19 protein-coding genes, 1 tRNA gene and 2 pseudogenes are annotated in these 18,960 nt (G+C 39.6%); 7 read left to right on the forward strand and 15 right to left on the reverse strand.

The features are described from left to right. Nucleotides 1-118 precede the first annotated feature (118 nt). The 4 genes from CAL7507_RS06370 to CAL7507_RS06385 form a co-directional block, all read right to left on the reverse strand. A complete protein-coding gene (locus tag CAL7507_RS06370; protein WP_042341213.1) occupies nucleotides 119-391 on the reverse strand; it encodes a hypothetical protein in 273 nt (90 codons plus the stop codon). Continuing rightward, nucleotides 388-726, reverse strand: a complete 339-nt coding sequence (locus CAL7507_RS06375; RefSeq protein WP_015127630.1) for a hypothetical protein — start codon at nucleotides 724-726, stop codon at nucleotides 388-390. Before CAL7507_RS06375 ends, CAL7507_RS06370 begins: the two co-directional genes overlap by 4 nt. A gap of 210 nt (nucleotides 727-936) precedes the next feature. Next, entirely contained in the window at nucleotides 937-2,070 is a 1,134-nt protein-coding gene (locus CAL7507_RS06380) for a hypothetical protein (protein ID WP_015127631.1), read from the reverse strand. A gap of 29 nt (nucleotides 2,071-2,099) precedes the next feature. After that, nucleotides 2,100-2,369 carry a hypothetical protein gene (locus CAL7507_RS06385; protein WP_042341216.1) on the reverse strand — a complete coding sequence of 90 codons (270 nt, stop codon included), beginning with the start codon at nucleotides 2,367-2,369 and terminating at the stop codon, nucleotides 2,100-2,102. Between the two features lie 324 nt (nucleotides 2,370-2,693). On the opposite strand from CAL7507_RS06385, the gene CAL7507_RS06390 reads away from it, so the two are divergent. Beyond that, entirely contained in the window at nucleotides 2,694-3,746 is a 1,053-nt protein-coding gene (locus tag CAL7507_RS06390) for a hypothetical protein (protein ID WP_042341218.1), read from the forward strand. A 957-nt stretch (nucleotides 3,747-4,703) separates the two neighbouring features. On the opposite strand, the gene CAL7507_RS06395 is transcribed toward CAL7507_RS06390, so the two are convergent. The 3 genes from CAL7507_RS06395 to CAL7507_RS06405 all read right to left on the reverse strand — a co-directional run bounded on the left by CAL7507_RS06395 (nucleotide 4,704) and on the right by CAL7507_RS06405 (nucleotide 6,471). After that, a tRNA-Ala gene (locus CAL7507_RS06395) sits at nucleotides 4,704-4,776 on the reverse strand. Between the two features lie 49 nt (nucleotides 4,777-4,825). Continuing rightward, nucleotides 4,826-5,560 (reverse strand): HAD family phosphatase, encoded by a 735-nt coding sequence (locus CAL7507_RS06400; RefSeq protein WP_015127634.1) that lies wholly within the window; start codon nucleotides 5,558-5,560, stop codon nucleotides 4,826-4,828. Next, the gene (locus CAL7507_RS06405) at nucleotides 5,557-6,471 is read right to left on the reverse strand and encodes a class I SAM-dependent methyltransferase (protein WP_015127635.1); all 915 of its coding nucleotides are present in this window, start codon (nucleotides 6,469-6,471) and stop codon (nucleotides 5,557-5,559) included. The genes CAL7507_RS06400 and CAL7507_RS06405 overlap by 4 nt, the downstream gene beginning before the upstream one ends. 288 nt (nucleotides 6,472-6,759) lie before the next feature. On the opposite strand from CAL7507_RS06405, the gene CAL7507_RS06410 reads away from it, so the two are divergent. The 4 genes and pseudogenes from CAL7507_RS06410 to CAL7507_RS06420 all read left to right on the forward strand — a co-directional run bounded on the left by CAL7507_RS06410 (nucleotide 6,760) and on the right by CAL7507_RS06420 (nucleotide 9,726). After that, a complete protein-coding gene (locus CAL7507_RS06410) occupies nucleotides 6,760-7,254 on the forward strand; it encodes an RtcB family protein (RefSeq protein WP_369750877.1) in 495 nt (164 codons plus the stop codon). A gap of 346 nt (nucleotides 7,255-7,600) precedes the next feature. After that, nucleotides 7,601-8,320, forward strand: a pseudogene (locus CAL7507_RS06415) (RtcB family protein); the annotation flags it as partial. Nucleotides 8,321-8,373: 53 nt separating this feature from the next. Continuing rightward, a pseudogene (locus CAL7507_RS33635) lies at nucleotides 8,374-8,601 on the forward strand (ATP-grasp domain-containing protein); the annotation flags it as partial. Between the two features lie 306 nt (nucleotides 8,602-8,907). Continuing rightward, on the forward strand, nucleotides 8,908-9,726 hold the full coding sequence (locus tag CAL7507_RS06420) for a prohibitin family protein (RefSeq protein ID WP_015127636.1): 819 nt from the start codon (nucleotides 8,908-8,910) through the stop codon (nucleotides 9,724-9,726). 8 nt (nucleotides 9,727-9,734) lie between these two features. Here CAL7507_RS06420 and CAL7507_RS06425 read toward each other — a convergent pair whose 3' ends face one another. From CAL7507_RS06425 to CAL7507_RS06440, 4 genes are all read right to left on the reverse strand, one after another. After that, nucleotides 9,735-10,400, reverse strand: a complete 666-nt coding sequence (locus CAL7507_RS06425) for a transposase (protein ID WP_236556786.1) — start codon at nucleotides 10,398-10,400, stop codon at nucleotides 9,735-9,737. Next, entirely contained in the window at nucleotides 10,391-10,939 is a 549-nt protein-coding gene (locus tag CAL7507_RS06430) for a helix-turn-helix domain-containing protein (protein ID WP_042341219.1), read from the reverse strand. Before CAL7507_RS06430 ends, CAL7507_RS06425 begins: the two co-directional genes overlap by 10 nt. Before the next feature lie 132 nt (nucleotides 10,940-11,071). Next, nucleotides 11,072-11,533: a hypothetical protein gene (locus tag CAL7507_RS06435; RefSeq protein ID WP_015127637.1), complete on the reverse strand. Its 462-nt coding sequence runs from the start codon at nucleotides 11,531-11,533 to the stop codon at nucleotides 11,072-11,074. 187 nt (nucleotides 11,534-11,720) lie between these two features. Continuing rightward, entirely contained in the window at nucleotides 11,721-12,866 is a 1,146-nt protein-coding gene (locus tag CAL7507_RS06440) for a glycosyltransferase family 4 protein (protein ID WP_015127638.1), read from the reverse strand. Between the two features lie 244 nt (nucleotides 12,867-13,110). Between CAL7507_RS06440 and CAL7507_RS06445 the strand changes: the two genes are divergently transcribed. Continuing rightward, nucleotides 13,111-13,401, forward strand: coding sequence for a hypothetical protein (locus CAL7507_RS06445; RefSeq protein WP_015127639.1), 291 nt, complete (start codon nucleotides 13,111-13,113; stop codon nucleotides 13,399-13,401). Between the two features lie 397 nt (nucleotides 13,402-13,798). Here the strand turns inward: CAL7507_RS06445 and CAL7507_RS06450 are convergent, their stop codons facing one another. From CAL7507_RS06450 to CAL7507_RS06465, 4 genes are all read right to left on the reverse strand, one after another. Next, on the reverse strand, nucleotides 13,799-14,359 hold the full coding sequence (locus CAL7507_RS06450) for a DUF1634 domain-containing protein (RefSeq protein WP_015127640.1): 561 nt from the start codon (nucleotides 14,357-14,359) through the stop codon (nucleotides 13,799-13,801). A 1-nt stretch (nucleotide 14,360) separates the two neighbouring features. Then, a complete protein-coding gene (locus CAL7507_RS06455; protein WP_015127641.1) occupies nucleotides 14,361-15,197 on the reverse strand; it encodes a sulfite exporter TauE/SafE family protein in 837 nt (278 codons plus the stop codon). 177 nt (nucleotides 15,198-15,374) lie between these two features. Further along, complete coding sequence (locus CAL7507_RS06460) at nucleotides 15,375-16,034, reverse strand: cadmium resistance transporter (RefSeq protein WP_015127642.1); 660 nt, start codon at nucleotides 16,032-16,034, stop codon at nucleotides 15,375-15,377. A 176-nt stretch (nucleotides 16,035-16,210) separates the two neighbouring features. After that, nucleotides 16,211-17,665 carry an APC family permease gene (locus CAL7507_RS06465; RefSeq protein ID WP_015127643.1) on the reverse strand — a complete coding sequence of 485 codons (1,455 nt, stop codon included), beginning with the start codon at nucleotides 17,663-17,665 and terminating at the stop codon, nucleotides 16,211-16,213. Nucleotides 17,666-18,305: 640 nt separating this feature from the next. Here CAL7507_RS06465 and CAL7507_RS06470 point away from each other — a divergent pair. After that, nucleotides 18,306-18,959 (forward strand): hypothetical protein, encoded by a 654-nt coding sequence (locus CAL7507_RS06470; RefSeq protein WP_042341220.1) that lies wholly within the window; start codon nucleotides 18,306-18,308, stop codon nucleotides 18,957-18,959. The last annotated feature ends 1 nt before the right edge of the window (nucleotide 18,960 follow it).

An 18,960-nucleotide genomic window follows, 5' to 3' on the forward strand; every position in this document is an offset into this window, starting at 1 on the left:
TTAGATACAAAAAAATACCCACTCAGCACATAGACTCACTGAGTGGGTATTTTTACTCATAATTATAGTCAGTGTTAAGTTATAAAATCACTTAGTGACTTTAACAAAACTCAAATTTTCAATTAGCTTTTTTACCTTTGGGTAAGACGGGGCGTATATCAGACTCAGGTTTAACAAATTGCTTAAGTTCTTCAATAATTGATTCCCATGTGTGATTATTGCTAAGTTTTTCAGCAGCGTAGACTAAAGCCTCATTTTTACTAATACCAATCCCTTCAACGCTATCAGTCAGGTCAAAAATTTCTTTAATTTGAGATTCGGTTAATGGATGCATTTTGTTAAATCCTTGGGTAGATTTTATTTTGATGGGAGGATAGAAATATCTTGTCATTTGTTAAACCTGTCAGATATCTTTTCAATATGGTCATCAATTCTATCTAGTCGATGTATAACCTCTTTATGGTTGCGGTCGTGGTCGCCGACACTTTTTTCATGTTCCTTAGCCAAAGAATCTAGTTTAGTAGCTATCGCACCCAGAGCTTTAAAACCAGACCGACAATCAGAGAGAAACCCTTTTAAATCCAGTAGATAAGCCCCTACGAAGAGAGCTAGGAGTAGAAAACCTACAGTGCCGTTATCCGCAAATACTTTAACAATGGATGTTGGTAGGTCGGGCGGGAGCGGTTGGATGGGGATTTCGATAATATACTTTTTGTTAACAAGCACTAATTCACCTTTGTTAAATATAAGAAAAACCTCTAGGATGTCCTAGAGGTTTATTAAAAGTTGAATTTACTGATTTGATGATTCTCTTGCCAAACGCTCAATAACATCACTAAGGCTAGTAGCGTGTATTTCGCGTTGTTTAGATTCAATCCATTAAGTAATAAAAAGTATTAAGAGTATAATTTTTAACACTTTTTATTACTAATATACTTATTCTACATATACGCGATTAAAGCGGAGGTTTCTACCGTTAACTGACTCACCGCGTATTTGAATACCAGCACTCATATATTCGTTAGCGGTTGGCAGAGTGGCTGAGGTTGAACCAGTGTAAGAAGTGCCGTCAGTCAAGTTGTCAATTTTATAAGAGATAGTAGAGCCAGCGCGGGGGCAGTAGATGTAAAAATCGTAAAGTTTATTATTAGTAAAAGTAGCCCCGGTTATGGGGGTTGTAGTTTGAGTTGTACCGTCTTTAGTAATAAATTGAAATGTTGAATCACTTCTAAAAGTAGAGTAACTAAAACCTGAGAAGTTACCATCGGGCGTATCAGTACTTGTGATATAACCGTCATACCAACCCTTAGAGATAGAAGTAGGGAGCCAAGTATATAAACCTGCGTAGAATCTGGTGTTTGTATATGTAGAATCCGGGAACAGTATTCTAGTGAAGTAGAAATAACCACCAAAACCATTAGCATTTGTTCCTCTACACCAAAGGCGACTATTAGTGCTGAGACTTGATGCGATAAAAGTGGTATTTGGGGTAACGTTTACGTTAGTAACACTAGCGCTGGCGAGATTGACCATTAAAGGTACTAAATCATCTGTTGGCGCTATATGGGAGACTGTACCTAGAGTGGTGCTGAACTGCCCATAAGTTCCAATAGTAGACCCGTTTGTTGGGTAGAAGATGGTAACAGGATTTCTAGCTAATCCTGTCTGAGAAAGATATTCTCTACCATCTGGGGTTTGTGTAACTGGAAACGACCGACCTCCGATATCAGAGGCATATAGTAGAACATTATTAGATGCTGGAGCGGAAGGCTTGCTTGAACTGATAGCAATACTAATAGTGGGGATAGTTTTTAACCCAGTAATAGTTTGTGCCGTGTTAGTAGTTAATAAATTACCAACAGTAATACTATCAAGCTTTGTTTTATCAGCGGCAGACATAGAACCAGCAAGAGAAACGGTAGCTGGCGCACCAATCATTATTTCATCGGGGGTAATCTTTCTATTACCTGTAGTCCCAGCACTAATGTCTACAATTGGTAAAACATCAACAGCACGGTCTAGAGCAGCACCAGTTAGTGCTGCCTCAGCGGAAATCTTCGTATTAGGCATTAATAAACCTCAAAAATAAATCTATAAAATTAGGTATTTATGGAAGCGTAGTAGACACCACTACCGCCAGACCCTACAAATACATCACCAAAAACTTGAAGGCTTGCCCCCATGCAGTTAGGATCGTTGCCTATTTTGACACTCCCGATATCGATTAAATTCCAAGTAGCGCCAAGGTCTGTTGATTGATAAATACCCCATACGCCCCCTCTAGAGGCAAACGCATACACTGTATACGTAGCACCTGTTGAAGTACCCTTACCTAGTGCTGCCAGTTTAACTTTGTTAAAATCTGACATAGCTGTAAAGGAAGCCCCGCCATTAGTAGATAATGCTAGCTTTGGTGAAGAACCACTAGTTGAGTCTGTATATAACCATACATGTCCCTCTTCTGTGGGGGAAGGAAGTACACCATAATAAACGTGAGTTGTTCTAACGCCTGTGCTGCTATTAACTTTTTCCCAAGTGTAATCTGGACCAATAAATGAACCATTCCAGGTTGCAACCCAAAGGCTATTATCTGTCAGGTAGTAGATGCTGACAAATCTAAATTAGGTGGGTGCATCATCGTAGCTTGCCCAGGTGCAGGTAAAACAACCTATTTAGGTACTGCGTGGGGTAGGTTGAAAGCCCAGTTCGGGAATAACTTTAAAAGCTTGGCTGTGGTGGTCAAACAAAGCGATTTGCAAGCCTTCAAGAAATGCTCAGATAATGCATTATGTGTGAAAAGTTCCCCGGTAGATGCTGCTGTCGCAATTATTAAATTTATCAACCAAGGGATGCACCATGACGGCAATGTAAAACGGTTATTTCTTGACGACTTCCTAACTATGATTGGGAAGCTTGAGAACGCTTGCAAGGGGCTGTTTATAAACCCAAGTAATTATAGGGTTTATATGGACAGCAAAGAGAAAAAAGACGCTGGTGATTTTGACGCTATCTCACTCTACGACTGTCTTCTAGATGCCTTAAATGAAGCTTGGCTAGTGGGTAGAGAGTTTAACCTTTCTCTTTGGGTATCTTCCCACTCTTCCAATGTTGAGTCACTACCTTTCGCTAAGTCTAGGGATGCTAGAGCAGTTGGTGATTTAATATTCTTAGCTAAAAACAATCAAAGAGAATTTATTGAACAGGCATTAAATAACCCCAACCTTATCGGTAACAACACCAAGAGACAGCAGTTAAAGTCAGTTTTCGATGGCTTCGCCGCATCTAGTAACGAACCTTGGGTATTAGCTAAATATAATAACTGGTCACTAGGGATTGTATCTAGTGAAGTGAGGGAAGAATACGAAAAGTATAGACACCAATGGGATAACGAAGTACACGAGCCAGCTAGTGTTCACTTAACAAACGGCGCGTTAAGTGATCGTATGTTAAATACACTCTACAAGATTCCTGTACATATAAGCGATATGGAGCGATTAGAACGGTCATTTTCTTTACCATCAGTGCAAGAAATAAAAGTACTTCCAGCCCATCCATTAGTATCAAAGATAATAGAGATTATTAATGCTTCTTCATCAGGTTCGATTAGGTTTGATGCCTTGCGTAAAAGTAGAAAATGGGGTACTGAAAACCCTAAAAGTGAGGACATAAAAGAAGCTCTTAAACTACTAGTGGAAGCTGAAAAAATAAGTGGTAGTGATGATGAAGGTTACACATTAATAAAATAATCTGGGTGTTCAGGAACAGTTCCAGGAACAGATAAAAAGGGAGCCTGGAACAGTCAGGAACAAGGTAATATCAATGTTCCTGGCGTTCCTGGGACATGTTCCTGAGTCTGTTCCTGAGAACAAACTATTAACTAAAGAGGTTTTTATAACTGAACTCGACTTATATTCAGAAGTTATTTTATTGAATAAAAGCAGCTTTTCATTTAGTAAAAGATGTCCAGAAATAAATGTCTTTTTGGTGAGATTTAATAACCCCTTATGATACACATTAGTATCATAGGGGTTATTTTTTTTTATCTAAATTCAAGTGACTATGTTGAGGTCATTTATGTGCTAGAAAGCACTAAAATATACAAAGTTTTTATTAGTCATTTGACACCTTAATAGCTAGTCTGACACAAGGGTAGGTTAATAAAGGTTAAAGTGCCCCGTAGCTCATTCTAGACACCGATGGGAGCATTATTAGCCGCTGGCGCGCCGAGTTGTCGGGCAGTCACTATTTTCGCTTGGGCATGAGCGTGTATCCCCCTCACTTTTTTGCTCCGCAACGACCGCATTGGAGCCTTGGGGTTATCTCGTGTGTTGTTTCTTATGTCCCATCACTATAATGTGACACGGGATTTTTAACAAACTTATCGGTCTGTTTAACAAAGTCATGGGAGCTAACAAACTTATCGGTCTGTTTGTTAAAGTTGAGGTGGCTTAACAAATTAATGCTATTTTTAAAAGTTATGGAGGTTTAACAAACAGACCAATCAGTCTGTTTAACAAAGTTATAGAGTTTAACAAACCAATCAGTCGGTTTGTTAAAGTTGTGGAGGCTTAACAAACTGGGGCTGGCTAGTTTAACAAAACTTCATAAACAGCTTATTGTGGATGTCATAAGGGTCAGGTAATATTAGGACAGCATTAGGACAGTTTAGGACAAACTAGAGACCTGGACCTCGCTGGCTGGAATGGAGAATAGGAGACTCGAACCCCTGACCTCTGCGGTGCGATCGCAGCACTCTACCAACTGAGCTAATTCCCCTTAAACAGCCAAGCAAAATCTCACTTATTCGCTCAACACCCCTTGCACATCATATTCTAACATCAGATATCATAGGCTGAAGGTCTCGGCGAGCGAATACTTCGTGTACCCTTTCTAGTTCTAAATCACTTAAATAATCCACAGTCCAGTTACAACAGCGCTGGAGCATGTGGAATGGGTAAGTATTTGCTACCCCAACTACTGGCATAGTAGCTTTCTTGGCTGCTGCTATACCTGCTGGAGTATCTTCAATCGCCAGACACTCTTGTGGCTGCAGATGTAAGTCAGGATATTCCTGATTTAGGCGTTCCACTGCTAGGAGGTAGCCAGACGGGTCTGGTTTACTGGTAGTGATGTCATCACCTGCTACGATGATGTTAAAATATTCAGTTAGTTTGGCACGATTAAGTACTAATTCTATTTCTTGGCGAATCGCGCCGCTGACTAGCCCTAGTTTCAAATTCTTTGAACGCACTTGAAATATTAAGTCATCTAAACCCGTATATAAAGGTAGTTTTTCGATTTTCTCTAGTTCTAGGGCATATCCTTGTGCTTTGCGGTTCAGCAGCTGAGTTAAATAGTCTTCACTGGCCACTCTACCGCGAGTTGCGAGTAGTTCTTGAAAACAAACACTGTCGCTGCGTCCTAAAGAAGCTTGAAGCTCATTCATCTTTTGGGGTTGGAGATTTTCCTCAATGAGAATCTCATCTATTAATTTGAGGTGGATTCGCTCATCGTTAATGATGACACCATTAAAATCAAATAAAACTGCCTTTAAACTCATGCCCTTATGCCAAAAACCGGGGTTTCAAGTCCCCCCAAATTATGATCTACTGTATTATCTGTCGATGTTGGTACGTACTGCCGAACATTTTTATAGGTAGTCAAATCTTCTCGATAAATGGGTTTTACGCCGCTAGTTACCTGATGTATCCACCAAACATCATGGGTTTGCACAGCTTTAAACCCGGCTTTACCCATACTCTCATCTAGGTTGAGAGTGGCGTACTCACGAAGATATGGTTCCTCAAAAACTTCCTTGAGCCATTCTAACTGAAGCAGGGTCTTTTGATTGCTATCTAAAATTAATATTTGCCCACCCACTACTAACAACCGGAAGCTTTCCTGTAGAATAGCCTGGGAAACTACAGATGGAATTTCACGTAATAGCAAAGAAACTGTGACTAAGTCAAAAGAACCCTGAGGTAAAGCCGTTCTCTGAGCATTTCCATGTCGCCAGAGGATGTTTAAATCAGCGCTTGTGGCTTTGTGTTCTGCTCTGACTAACATGTAAGGCGATAAGTCTAAGCCAATGACTTCTGCTTGAGGGAAAGCTTGCTTTAACATTAAGGTTGTGGAACCTGTGCCGCAACCCAAATCGAGTATGCGTCTTGGTTGTACCTTGATTGTATCTATTAACGCCTGACGGACTAGGGTTTCGTTGGGAGGTAGCAGATATTGGGTGACAGAATCGTAGTTAACTACTGCTTGCGGGTTGAGATATCCACCCTCAATCCCGCGAAATTTGTAGTTACTGTAGTATGCGGGAATTTCAACATCTAATCTGTGGAAGCGATCGCCCTCTTTTTCCCAGTCAACACTCAAAGCATAGCGTTTTAAGCCCTCTTCATCAATCAAAAGACCTACCACAGGGGATAAAAACTTTTCCCAGATTGTATTTTGGCGCTCTGTCATGGGATTTGCTTTGAGTTGATGGGCTATTTAAACCACAGTCATATTATTTACAAATTTTAATATATTCCTGGCATATCTGGAGCAACTGGAGTGACAAATAAAACAAACAGAATACATTAGTTGTCAGTCATCAAGATTTCGCACTACAATTGTAATACAAAATCAACTACACCCTAAGAGCAGTTCTTTAGCTGGACGAAAACTCAAAATGTCAATTACTATAACTAGTCAAAACATCGCCTTTTCACCGAGAAATCACTCTAAATAGATTCCAAAAACAATAAAACTATGCCCTACGAAAAGTTAGAAATTACCACACCAAAGCCAGTCTTATCTTGGGCAAATCACCCTTTAGGACACGAAGAAACCAAGATGGCAAAGAATGTAGCATCATTGCCATTTGTGTTCAAACATGTAGCATTAATGCCCGATGTTCATTTAGGTAAAGGTGCATTAGTAGGTTCTGTATTAGCAACAAAAGAAGCAATCATACCAGCGGCTGTGGGTGTGGATATTGGTTGCGGGATGAGTGCTATCAAAACATCATTTACTGCAGATCAACTAGAAGGTAAACTGAAAAAAATTCGCTTGGATATTGAAGCAGCAATTCCTACTGGTTTCAACGAAAATAAAGACGTTGAAAAATCTGTCACTAACTGGCAACACTGGAGTGATTTTAAAAACTTGCATCGAGGTGTACAAGACCTGCAAGGCAAAGCAATGAAACAAATGGGTTCTCTTGGTGGGGGTGAAAGATTGCCCCTTACTGTAGTAATACAGTAATCAAAACTCGTCCAAATCGGTGAAAGCTGAGAAATAGTAAATTTTTTATATACTTCGGTCTTGATCGTCGGTGATATAATTACACAAAAAAAGATTTACTTGCTAATACCGAGGGAAGCGGTAAAACGCCCCGTAGAGAGCAGAGGGACTTGGGCATCCTAATTGTTTAGGATGAAGGTGTGCTCCGAACTATACCGAATCTGAAGGTATAGAATCAAGCAGAAATGACTTGATCGATTGTAACTTTCATTGAGTGTTCGATGAAAGTGCTAGGCAGAAGTCAAAACAGTGTTGAACTAAGGCTGTGGAGACTAAATAAAGTCAGCAAGCAATCAGTAACAAATTGAATCACTTCATCGAGGTATGCCTCGATACAGAGAACCAAGTTTGGCTGATGTTGCATTCAGGTTCGCGCAACATCGGTAATAAACTAGCACAATGCCATATTCACACAGCTAGAGATTTAGCTAAGATGGCAGGCAATAACTTACCTGACCCTGATTTAGCCTATTTTGTAGCTGGTACTCCAGAATTCCAAGCATACTGGAATGATTTGCAGTGGTCACAAAATTATGCCCGTGTCAATCGTGATGTGATGATGGCGCGATTTAAACACATCATAGAAAAACATCTGATAGGTGGCAAGGCAACTAAGCCTCTATTACAAGTCAATTGTCATCACAATTACGCTGAAAAAGAAGTGCATTTTGGCGAAGATGTGTATGTAACTCGTAAAGGTGCAGTCCGCGCCCAAACTGAAGATTATGGCATTATTCCTGGTTCAATGGGGACAAAATCTTTCATCGTTAAAGGTAAAGGTAATGTTCACAGTTTCTGTTCTTGCTCTCATGGTGCTGGGCGTTTATTGTCGAGAAATAAGGCAAAAAACGTCTACACACTCGATGATTTGATTGAGCAAACCAAAGGTGTAGAATGCCGCAAAGATGAAGGTGTATTAGATGAGATTCCTGGTGCTTATAAGCCTATAGATCAAGTAATGCAGAATCAATCAGACTTGGTTGAAGTTGTAGCTACACTCAAACAAGTTATGTGTGTAAAAGGTTAAATTAAGAAGGGTGGGTATTGCCCACTCTTTTATGATTAAAATATGGATATTATTGGGATGGGCAAGATGAACTGAGCAAGTTATCAAAACAAGAAGAAATACAAGTACTAAACTTAGCAGTCTTAGCTGCTGAACGCCTGAGTGTTCCCTATATAGCAATTGATATTGGGCAAATAGAAAGTGGAGAATGGATTGTGATAGAAACAGCAGATGCACAATTTGCTGGTATTAGTCATATTTCTGCACTTGAATTGTGGAATAAGTTAAAAGATATAAATTAAAGCCAGTAAATATAAATAGTGCTGAGAAAATACAGTACGGTTCAGTTAGAGCGATCGCCTGAATTTTAAGATAGTCAAAATAGCTAAGATGCAGATAAAATAAACTTCATAGCTCTCTGGATTGGTTGATAATACTTACATTTATCGAGAATGGAGGTAATATTATTGTGCCTGTGAAAGATGCTGTCTCATTAGATGGCATATTTATCAGTGGGATTGGATCTAACGTAGAACCAACTAGTAAAGCAAATACTGGCTCTTAACTTGCTGGTAAGCTTGCAGAAAGTCTCTATTTTTCAGATAGTGATGAAACAAAACAAAGCTTTTAATAATGCTGGTAAACTGACGGCACTTTTATTATTGCTCACTATATTTTTAACTCCGTTTGTAATTGTTAACGCTGGGGAACGCGGCGTAATCATGGAGTTCGGTAAAGTGCAAGACAGAATATTAGGAGAGGGAATTCATTTAATTATTCCTGTAGTCAATACTGTGAAAAAATTGAGTGTCCGCGTGCAAAATCAAGAAATATCTGCCGAGGCTTCCTCAAAGGATCTGCAGGATGTCTTCACACAAGTAGCACTCAACTGGCATATCCTTCCAGAGGAAACTAACGCCATTTTTCAACAGATTGGCGATGAAGAAGCTATCATTCAACGAATTATTAATCCAGCAATTGAAGAAGTATTAAAAGCAGTAATAGCAAAATATACTGCTGAAGAAATAATTACTAAACGGAAAGAAGTAAAAAGCGGAGTAGATAATGATCTAAGCACACGACTAGGTAACTATCACATTGCTGTTGATGATATTTCCCTTGTTCATGTGCATTTTTCTGAACGATTTAGCGAAGCTGTAGAAACAAAACAAATTGCTGAACAAGAAGCGAAACGGGCAGAGTTCATCGCGCTTAAAGCATCAAAACAGGCCGAAGCAAAAGTTAATCTAGCAAAAGGAGAGGCTGAGGCAAACAGGTTATTACGTGACAGTTTGACACCAGATATCCTACAAAGGGAAGCAATAAACAAATGGAATGGTAAGCTACCAGTAATTGTTGGTAAAGAAAGCCCAAAATTCTGGAATTTAGGCGATTTATTTAAAGCTAGTACAGGACGGCGGAAATAAACCGAGTATTAAACAGCCAAAACTTTACCCTTATATGTCCACTTGAAAGGTTTAGCCATTGTTTGATTAAAGTAGTCAATAAAAGCAAGAATTCTAGTTTTGAGATCATCCTGACTCTGGAAACTGGCTCTTCTTAGTAACTTCCGTACCAAAATACTAAACCAAATTTCAATTTGGTTGAGCCAAGAAGAATGTAGTGGTGTGTAATGGAAAACGATTTGATGTGTGGGGTCACTTAAAAAAGCTGCACGAGATTTCATTGATTTGAGGATGCCACTTTTACCCTTAATGCCAAGGTTGATGTTTAAACCTTCAATTTGTGCAACAAAACGAACTAAGGACTCCGATTGATGAGTGTTCAGGCAATCCATAATTAAATGCCATTTTTTCGCATTGGGGTCAGTGGCAATAGTTTGATGAATATGAAAGATAAAATCAACTTCTGTTCTGGAATCTCCACAAGTTGGTCTGATAATTTGACCAGTGGCAACATCGAAACTGGCTATCAAGGTTTGCGTACCGTGACGAATATATTCAAATTCCCTTCTTTCAACTTTGCCCGGTCGCATTGGTAAGTCTTTTTCTATGCGCTCAGTAGCTTGAATACCTGTCATCTCATCAATAGATATTGTGCGTTCCCCCTTTAGATGACGGTCAATCGCATTTAAATACAAATCTGTAATATCTTCAACTTTTGCATCAAATTTTTCATCCAGGGGGGGGGAGTCAGCCAGTACCGACTTTGGTGTGGCTTCAATTGAGCTTCTTCTAATAGTCTTCCCACATGGCGAACAGATATACTTTCGATAATCCCTTGTTTTGTAATTTCATCTGTCAGTTCTCTAGATGTCCAGTGACTTATTGTCCGACCGTAATCTTCTGGCGGCGAACAGGCAAGCGCAAACAACTCTATTACTTGTTCCATGCTAAATTTTACTGGTGCGCCAGTACGCTCTTGATCTTGTAATCTTTGAAAAGCTGATAATTTTGCTCCCTCTGTCTCCAACCATCGCTTTCGCCATAAACGAGTCATATCTAGACTAATCTCTAATATTCGAGCAATTTCGCCGTTATTTTTCCCTGATGATGCCAGAAGAATAATTTTGGCTCGGATGACGATTTGCTGTGCTGTCTTATGTCCCTTTATCAACTCTTGTAGTTCATTCTGCTCACTATCACTCAAACTTAATTCTTTTGGAGCTAATCTTGCCATACCCTGATTCTTTGTCACCAAACAAAGCTTTTCATCTACTGACTTAATTATCCCATATAATACTCGGCTTACTTCCGCCGTCTTGTACTAGTGAAGATTAAATTAGTAACGCAGTGCCAATTAAATTACTCTTTAACCATTAGAAAATAAATCGGGAGTATCAATAATCTTCAAATGAATTAATACCATAATCACGAGGGTATAAAGCGTTGAAGAAACTAAACCTGACAATAATTCTTTTTTAAGATTACGCTCTGGGGATTCTTTTTGAATAATATCAGCTGACCCAAATTGCATCAAAAGAATTCCCACTATATTAGAGAGCCAGTAACCAATAATTGAACAAGGTAAAAGCAATTTTGGGGATAATAAACTACATATATAGCCAAAGAAATAAGCAATTGGCAGATTGAATAACAGATCATTCCACCAACATAATGGGGATAGTAAATATCCTAGTATCAAAAAGAATCCACCCCTAAGTTTTTTAAAATAGGCTTTTTTCAACTCAACAGGAGCAGCTAGTTGTAACTGCTCCGGTGTTGTTTTTGCTACTAAGCTTAAATCTTGGCTAACTTTTTGGACACTTTCCATAAAAACACACTATTTCCCATCGACTTAGTGTAGTTTAATATTAAAAGTGAATAAAAGTCCAGTACAGTAGTGATACCGTTTTGGATTTTATTTGGTCAATGTTCCACTTGTACAGTATCTTTATGTATAAAAAATTGCTAGTGGAAGGATAAAGTCCAAAATTTAAACACAAATAGAGTATCAAAAATCACGAATAGATGGCAACTGTTTTAGAAGCAGTTCCGATTCCAGTCAAAGTCTTGAGCATGGACTCGTACTCATAAAGCACTTCTAGAGACTGGGGTAGCTGTGGTGGTGTCAGCATTTCTGGATGAGAGCGAAAGTAGTTAGCTAAGTCTAAGATTGTCTCACTGGCGGCTGTCACATCGCCAATTTGCACAAGACGAGCGTGAGGCCATTGGTTTGACCATTCATCGACTACTTCACGAGAACCAGGATTATCATAAGCGACTACCCCTTTACCAGCAGCGATCGCTTCTTGCAGGATACGAGGTCGTCCTTCGTTATCAGAACATAGTAGGACGGTTTCTACACGACTGAGACAATCTAGCACTACTTGCCGTTCAACACGTCCTAACACACAAATGCGTTCCTCTAGATTGTAGCGCTTAATGAGATTTAACATCTCTGGCATATCAGATCCATCGCCACAAATAGTTAAGTGGACATCAACTTGGCGTTCTACCAAAATCCGCATAATTTCTACTGCATCTAATGGTCGTTTCCGTGATTTGATCTGAGCAGCCATCAATAACCGGATAGATTCACCAGGTGTTGGTCGATAGGTGGTAGGAGGAAGATGAAGATTGATCGGATTAGGTAAGAACAGGGTGTTGGTGACTCCGGTTAAATGATGGAGTGATGCCACGAGATGACGTGCTATACATATAATGCGATCGCACCCCCGGTAAAGGTCAAACAATTGCTCACGAATTTCCGAGGCGATCGCATCATCAGCAGCCAAACGATTGATATAAGCGCCACGACAGATCAACAAAATAGACTGATGATGAATCTGACGAATAGCAGGAAGATGCCAAAGAAAGGACTCACGACCGAGAATGACACAATCGAAAGGGCCATAATTTAAATACGTCGTTTGCACAAAACGATCAATATCTAATTTAGCCTCTGGACTAATGCTCAAATCCGCCGGAAAGTCAGCCGGGAACCAAAGTAATCCCGGATACTCGACTCTGAGAGCTTCCCCTTTATAAGGCGAGATGTGCAGAACATCATGTCCAAGACTACGTAATCCACAAGCAAGTTCTTGACTGGAGTAGGCGGAACCGCCTCCTTGGGGTGGGTGGACGCTGAGTAGCAAAATTTTCATATCTCATACCAAGTCTGGCTGAAATTCCATAATACCCACACGACCCCACGCTCTAGGGATGAGGGGTGATGTGCTTTAAGAGCATCCCACTTTAAAGAAAGGATAACGCGATTTGTAAAAATGTGATACTAATCATGCTTTCCTTATGAGGAATTTGACCGTTATGATATCAAATTATTGAATATAAACTTTTTATTTCTAATGATAGTTTAGAGACAAATTAATTCTGGCTATAATTATAGTTATGAATGTTCTAAATAATATGACAGATTTGCCTTTAACTAACATCTTTTTGATAGCAGGAATTATTTTCACGATGATTGCTGTTTTAGGGCAGACTAAATTAGGGTTCGTTGAAATTAATCCTGGTTGCTTTGGCAGGTTATTAGCTTTATTCTTGGGTGTCTTTAGCCTAATCTTTGCTGTGTTTTTAATAAGTTCTCCTGTAGAAACACTAGACTTAGTGAGAATTTATCTATCAGAGCAAATTCAACAAAGTATCAGCTTTTTTAACGGACTTCTACGTAGTTCATAGGCAAGATATAAAAGTTGGCGAGGAGAGCATTTAAATTAAAACAAATCCCCTCTAATACCAATTCTGTATGAAGATGTACATAATCAGACCCCCCTGTAGTCCCCCCTTACCAAGGCTACGGTGTACCACAAGTCGGCAGACCTCTCCCCAAACCCCTCTCCGACGCGGAGAGGGGCTTTAAAGATTGGCTCCCCTTCCCTCGTAGGGAAGGGGCTGGGGGTTAGGTCTGAGAGCGCTTTGAGCAAAATAAGTCACTTGTGTATACACCGTAGCTTACCAAGGGAGGACGGCGTAGCCGGGAGGTAAATTATATGTAGCTTCACAAAGAAACGGTATAAGCCTGAAATTTATTAAATCTGAGCAACGTAGATCATCACAGCAGCAATTAATATAAATATTAGTAATAAGCTCCTACAAGACTATAAGTTAAACTAGCTAATACTAATGAAGTAACAGCAACGTAGATAAATTCTCGTCGCCAGAGAAACGCCAAGAGAGAAATTATCACACGCATAATAGGCGTAGCAATTAATAAAAGCAGTCCCATTTGAATAATGCCACGGCGACTGCCTGAAAAAACTGCGTTTATGACACCTGCTGGTGAGCGAAACTGGGATGGTTCTCCTCGAAAGACTTGATATTTTACAGGCTCAGTACCGTGGTGAATTAAGTATAGTACTCCTCCCAGAAATACGACAGTACTAGCGATTAAAACACCATACTTGAGCAGGTTACTGAGTAAATATTCTAATTGTCGCTCACTTAAAGTTTTCGTTACATTATTGTTGCTGTCAATCTCACACCCATGAGGTATTGAAGTTGCTGTATTATTGCGTTTCTCTTCTAATTTTTCAATATTATTGTCTAAATTTTCTGGTTGTAAAGCTACAGCGACTACTTCAATTTCTGAGTGTATCGATGATGAAAGCGTCCAAAAACCAGAATTAAGTATATACATTTTATAGCCCCCCTACTAGACTGTTGTAGACCATTTTCAAAGCCATGACCACCATCACCAGACTGAAGATAATTCTTAAAATTTGCGTGTTAGCGCCTACAAGAACTTTTGCACCCAAAAAAGCCCCAGGTAATACCCCTAACATCACAGGCATTGATAGTCCTGGATCGATATAACCCCGTGTTAAGTAAACTCCTGCTGATGCTGCGGCTGTCACACCAATCATAAAATTGCTGGTAGTGGTAGAAACTTTAAAAGGTAGACGCATAAATTGATCCATTGCTAATACCTTGAATCCCCCAGAACCAATACCTAGCAAACCAGAAAGTACCCCCGCTATTAACATCACACTAAACCCCGTTGGTAGAGAATGAACCTGATAAGACATCAGTCCCTCCGGTGTTGGGTAAGTACCATTGAGTTGGAGATAGTTTGCTATAGGATCTGCTGGCTCATTTTCAACTTGTTCCACTCTGGGGCGTTGGGAAAGGTATGCTGAATACATCAAGACGATCGCCAGCACAATAGTCAGTGCTTTTACGGTAATAAAAGTAGCAATTAAAGCTCCAATAATTGCCCCAATTGTTGTTGCTACTTCTAAAAACATACCCAGCCGCAAGTTGGTATAGCCTTTTTTAATGTAAGTAGAAGCTGCCCCTAAAGATGTAGCAATTACAGATACTAACGAAGCACCGACAGCATATCTAATATCAACACCAAATACAGAAGTTAATAAAGGGACAATTACAACTCCACCGCCTAATCCAGTTAAGGCTCCTAGTAAGCCTGCTGTGAATGAGCCAGTCCAAACTAATAAAGAGAATTCTAGTATATTCAAATTCAATCCCCCCTTTTTATTTGTATACCAGGATGCTAAATTAATTTTTGTATGCTTTATAACTTAATACTGATAGTAAAAAACTCATTGTGGCGTGTGAAGGCAAAACTTCATCAGGAGTACTAATAAATTTTTTCGCTACTTCCAGCGCCAGCCAATGATTAATGCTTGTAAGGGTTAGAAAAAAGGCAAAAATTCACGATTCAAGAGATTTAGTAGAGTCAAAGTACCGCTCTCCAAGAGAATAAAAGCCCCTAATCCCATCAAAACAAAAGGCATCAAAGTATTGCCATAGCGAGTTAAAATATCAGCGATCGCTCTGTTGTGAGTTAATTTATATGCCACATAGCATAGGCATCCTACCAACAGAAAAAATACTGCTAAAATTACCAGCAAGCTTTCCCAACTACTACTGGCAAATAAAGGAAAATAAATGCTAATATTATCAGTCCCATTAGCAAATGTCACCGCTGCCACACTGTAAGTTTGGAGGTTGAGAAATTTGGCTAAGAATGAGTGTTGAGAATCCTTTACTTCTGTCTCGACTTCCTCTAACTCATCCTCTTCTTGCTTGAGCAAAGAACGAATACCAATGACTATTGGCACTAAGCCAAATAGCCCAATCCAAGGTTTTGGTATGATTAAACCCCCAAAGAAACCGGGAATACTAAGAATCACTAATACTGTGAAACCTAAATACTGACCGATAATAATGTGCCAACGGCGAAACGTCTCATTGACTTGTGAGAAAAACAGCGCCAAGATGAACATATCATCGATGTTGGTGGCGCTGAAAGCTGTAATTCCAGTGCTAATTGCAGTGACTAAACCACTCATATCAATTTTGGATTTTAGGTTTTGGATTGTGGATTGTGGATTGTGGATTGTGGATTGTGGATTTTGCTGAAAGTCTGAGCGCCGGCTTCCGGCGATGGCTTCGCCAACGCTAAGAGCGAACAGAACTTTCAAAGACAGATTTTGGATTGAGAAAGCTTTTCTGCTCAGATAAAAAGTTAAGGGATTTTTCTGTCGCTATATCTGGCGTGAATCTCTTCAATACCTTGGCGCATTCCCACAACAAGGTTTGGTGAACGCAGCCTTTTGATTGTGAACCATCCACAAGTGACGAATAGATAAAACAAGAACAGGTAGGGAAACAAATCATAAGGAGCATCTGGAACTGGGAAGAGTGTGCTACCAGGAATTCCCACACTTCCTAAAACTGGGATAATCATGAACCCAATTGCCAAAACTGAGAACACCACATCTCGCCGCCGGAGTTTTCTAATTTTGTACAAATAAACTGGAGCGGCAATAGAAATCAAGATGTACACCGTTAAAAAACCGTAGCTACAAATTGCCCCCAAATAACCCATACTCTCAAACAGTTTGATGTGAAATAGGGACATGACAGCAGGCACAAAAAACATGATTAGCGAACACATTGTGACTGCAACGTGGGGTGTTTTATTAGATGAGTGTGCGGTACCCAAAGAAGAATGGAACAGTCCGTGGCGCGCCATCAAGAAAAACACCCTCGCAGCTGGATTAATACTGCCAAGAATACAAGCAAAGAAGCTAAATAACGCTCCCACACCGACTAATTGTCCTAACCAACCAACTCCCGCTTGTTGAGAGAGAAAACCCAGAGGCTCCTCTGTTTGGGTAATCGAGACTCCTGTGCTGCTAAAACCCAACACCACAATATAGGTTGTGGCAATGTAGAACAAGCCAGCCAGCATAGTGCTGCCTATAACTGCTCTAGGAATGGTTTTCAATGGTTTTTTCGCTTCATCACCCAACGACGTCGCACTTTCAAAACCAGAGAAAGCAAACATTACCAAAACCAGTCCTGTCGCCACGCTACCAGGTGTTGCACCTTGTAGGGTTAATTGCGACATATCTAACATAAAACCTTTGTGTGCCCAAATGATGATGCATAAAATGGCAATCAACAAAATGGAGACTCCCTCCATCAACAACATTGCTGTTGCAGAAAGTTGAATATCTTTATATGCTGCATACCAAGAAATTCCTGCACCGATCGCTAACAGGGTAATACTAGAAGGATGGATGCCCAAATGACCAATCAACATGCCGCTGAAGTTAGCAAAACCACAGAGAACTGACATCCCAGTCAATAAATAAGCTAGTACCAAACTCCAGCCACAAATAACGCCAGCCATCGGACCTAGGCCTTTTGTGATGTAAGAGTAGAGGGAACCTGGAGAAGCTGAACGGCTAGCAAATTGGTTGATATTGATGCTGACAAATAATAGCCCTACTAAGCCAATCAGGAAACTTAGCCAAGTGCCATTTCCTGACAGGGCAAAAATTAAACCAATGTTAGAAGCTGGGATTGTTGTCGGTGCAATTACCGCAAAAGATTGGGCTAGAACTTCTGTAAATGATAGACAATCTGGCTTTAGGCCATGAACACTCTGATGCGATGATATTTCTTTTTTCATGTTGCCAGTTTTGCGGTGTGGAATGGCGCATATATCGAGGGGAATATGGGTGATTCTGATATAGATTTTGAGTAGAATCTCCCTTTGCTGCAAACCCTAGCTTTTACTTGTAGGTGTCGATATATCTATCACTCGTTTGCGCTTATCGTTAGTTTTATATCTAAAGACAGATTTCATACTAACCCATGTATTTTCCCTAATCAAGTATTAGTAAAAATTTAACTTTAATATTTTCTTAATATTTGATATTTTACACCTAATAAATTGTAATAACTCAAGTTTACGTAGGAGAATAATCAACGATTTTTACTAAAAAATAGTTAAAAATAATACCCTGTATCTCTATCGGGATTATATGGATTAAATTCATGCAAAGCCCATAAGCCTTATCTGGAAAGGAATTTATACTTTTAAGCTATTATTATACTTCTAAGTAAAAAGTATAAAATATCTTTTAGCAATTGAACATTGTTAAGTTGGGATTAAAATGGTATCGTAAGATTGAAAATTATTATTAAATAAACACTGAAGTGCTAGCAAGTCATTATTTACAAATAACTAATTGTATTATTTGTTAGAATCTTGACAAGTATACAGATATAGTCATAATCTGCATTTTGTAAAAATTGGGACACAAAACATGAAAAGCTGCAAATACATTTCAATGGTGCTGCTATTGCTAGTAAGTTTACTCTTTGCTCAACCTTCATTTGCAGACCGCCCGAAATTTAACAAAAATCCTGATTACATAGCCCTAACTCAAGAGCTAAATAAGTTGCAAACTGCCAAAGCAACGCAAGCTGAGTTAGAGGGTTATACACCAGAGAAAATCGCAGAGACAATCAATGAATTAGAATTGCAAAAATATGCTTTCGAGTCAGGAATCGACTGGGGGCAATGTAGTAATGCTACCGGGAAGACTCTAGCTGTCTATGGACCGGAACCAAATCTTGACGATGATAAATACTCCAATGGAGCTGCATTATACTTTTTAGGTGATGGCCAAACAACTAAAGATAGATGGAATTGCAAGGGAATTTATCTGCCCAATGACGCCAAAGCTGTTGCTCTCACTAAAGATGGACAAAATCCCGAATTGACAGGTGGCGTTGTAATTAAAGTGCCTAACGGTACTAACTTAGCGCTGAAGACGAATCCAGATACAGGAGCTATTGAATTCAATCAGGCTGGGACTAAAATCCTCAAAACTGGTGAGGTGAACTGGTTTATCCCCAATGTATCGCAGGCTATTGTAGATACACGAGTGACAAATGCGCCTGCTAAGAAGGGGTAAA

The sequence above is a fragment of the Calothrix sp. PCC 7507 genome, assembly GCF_000316575.1.
Taxonomy (GTDB): domain Bacteria; phylum Cyanobacteriota; class Cyanobacteriia; order Cyanobacteriales; family Nostocaceae; genus Fortiea.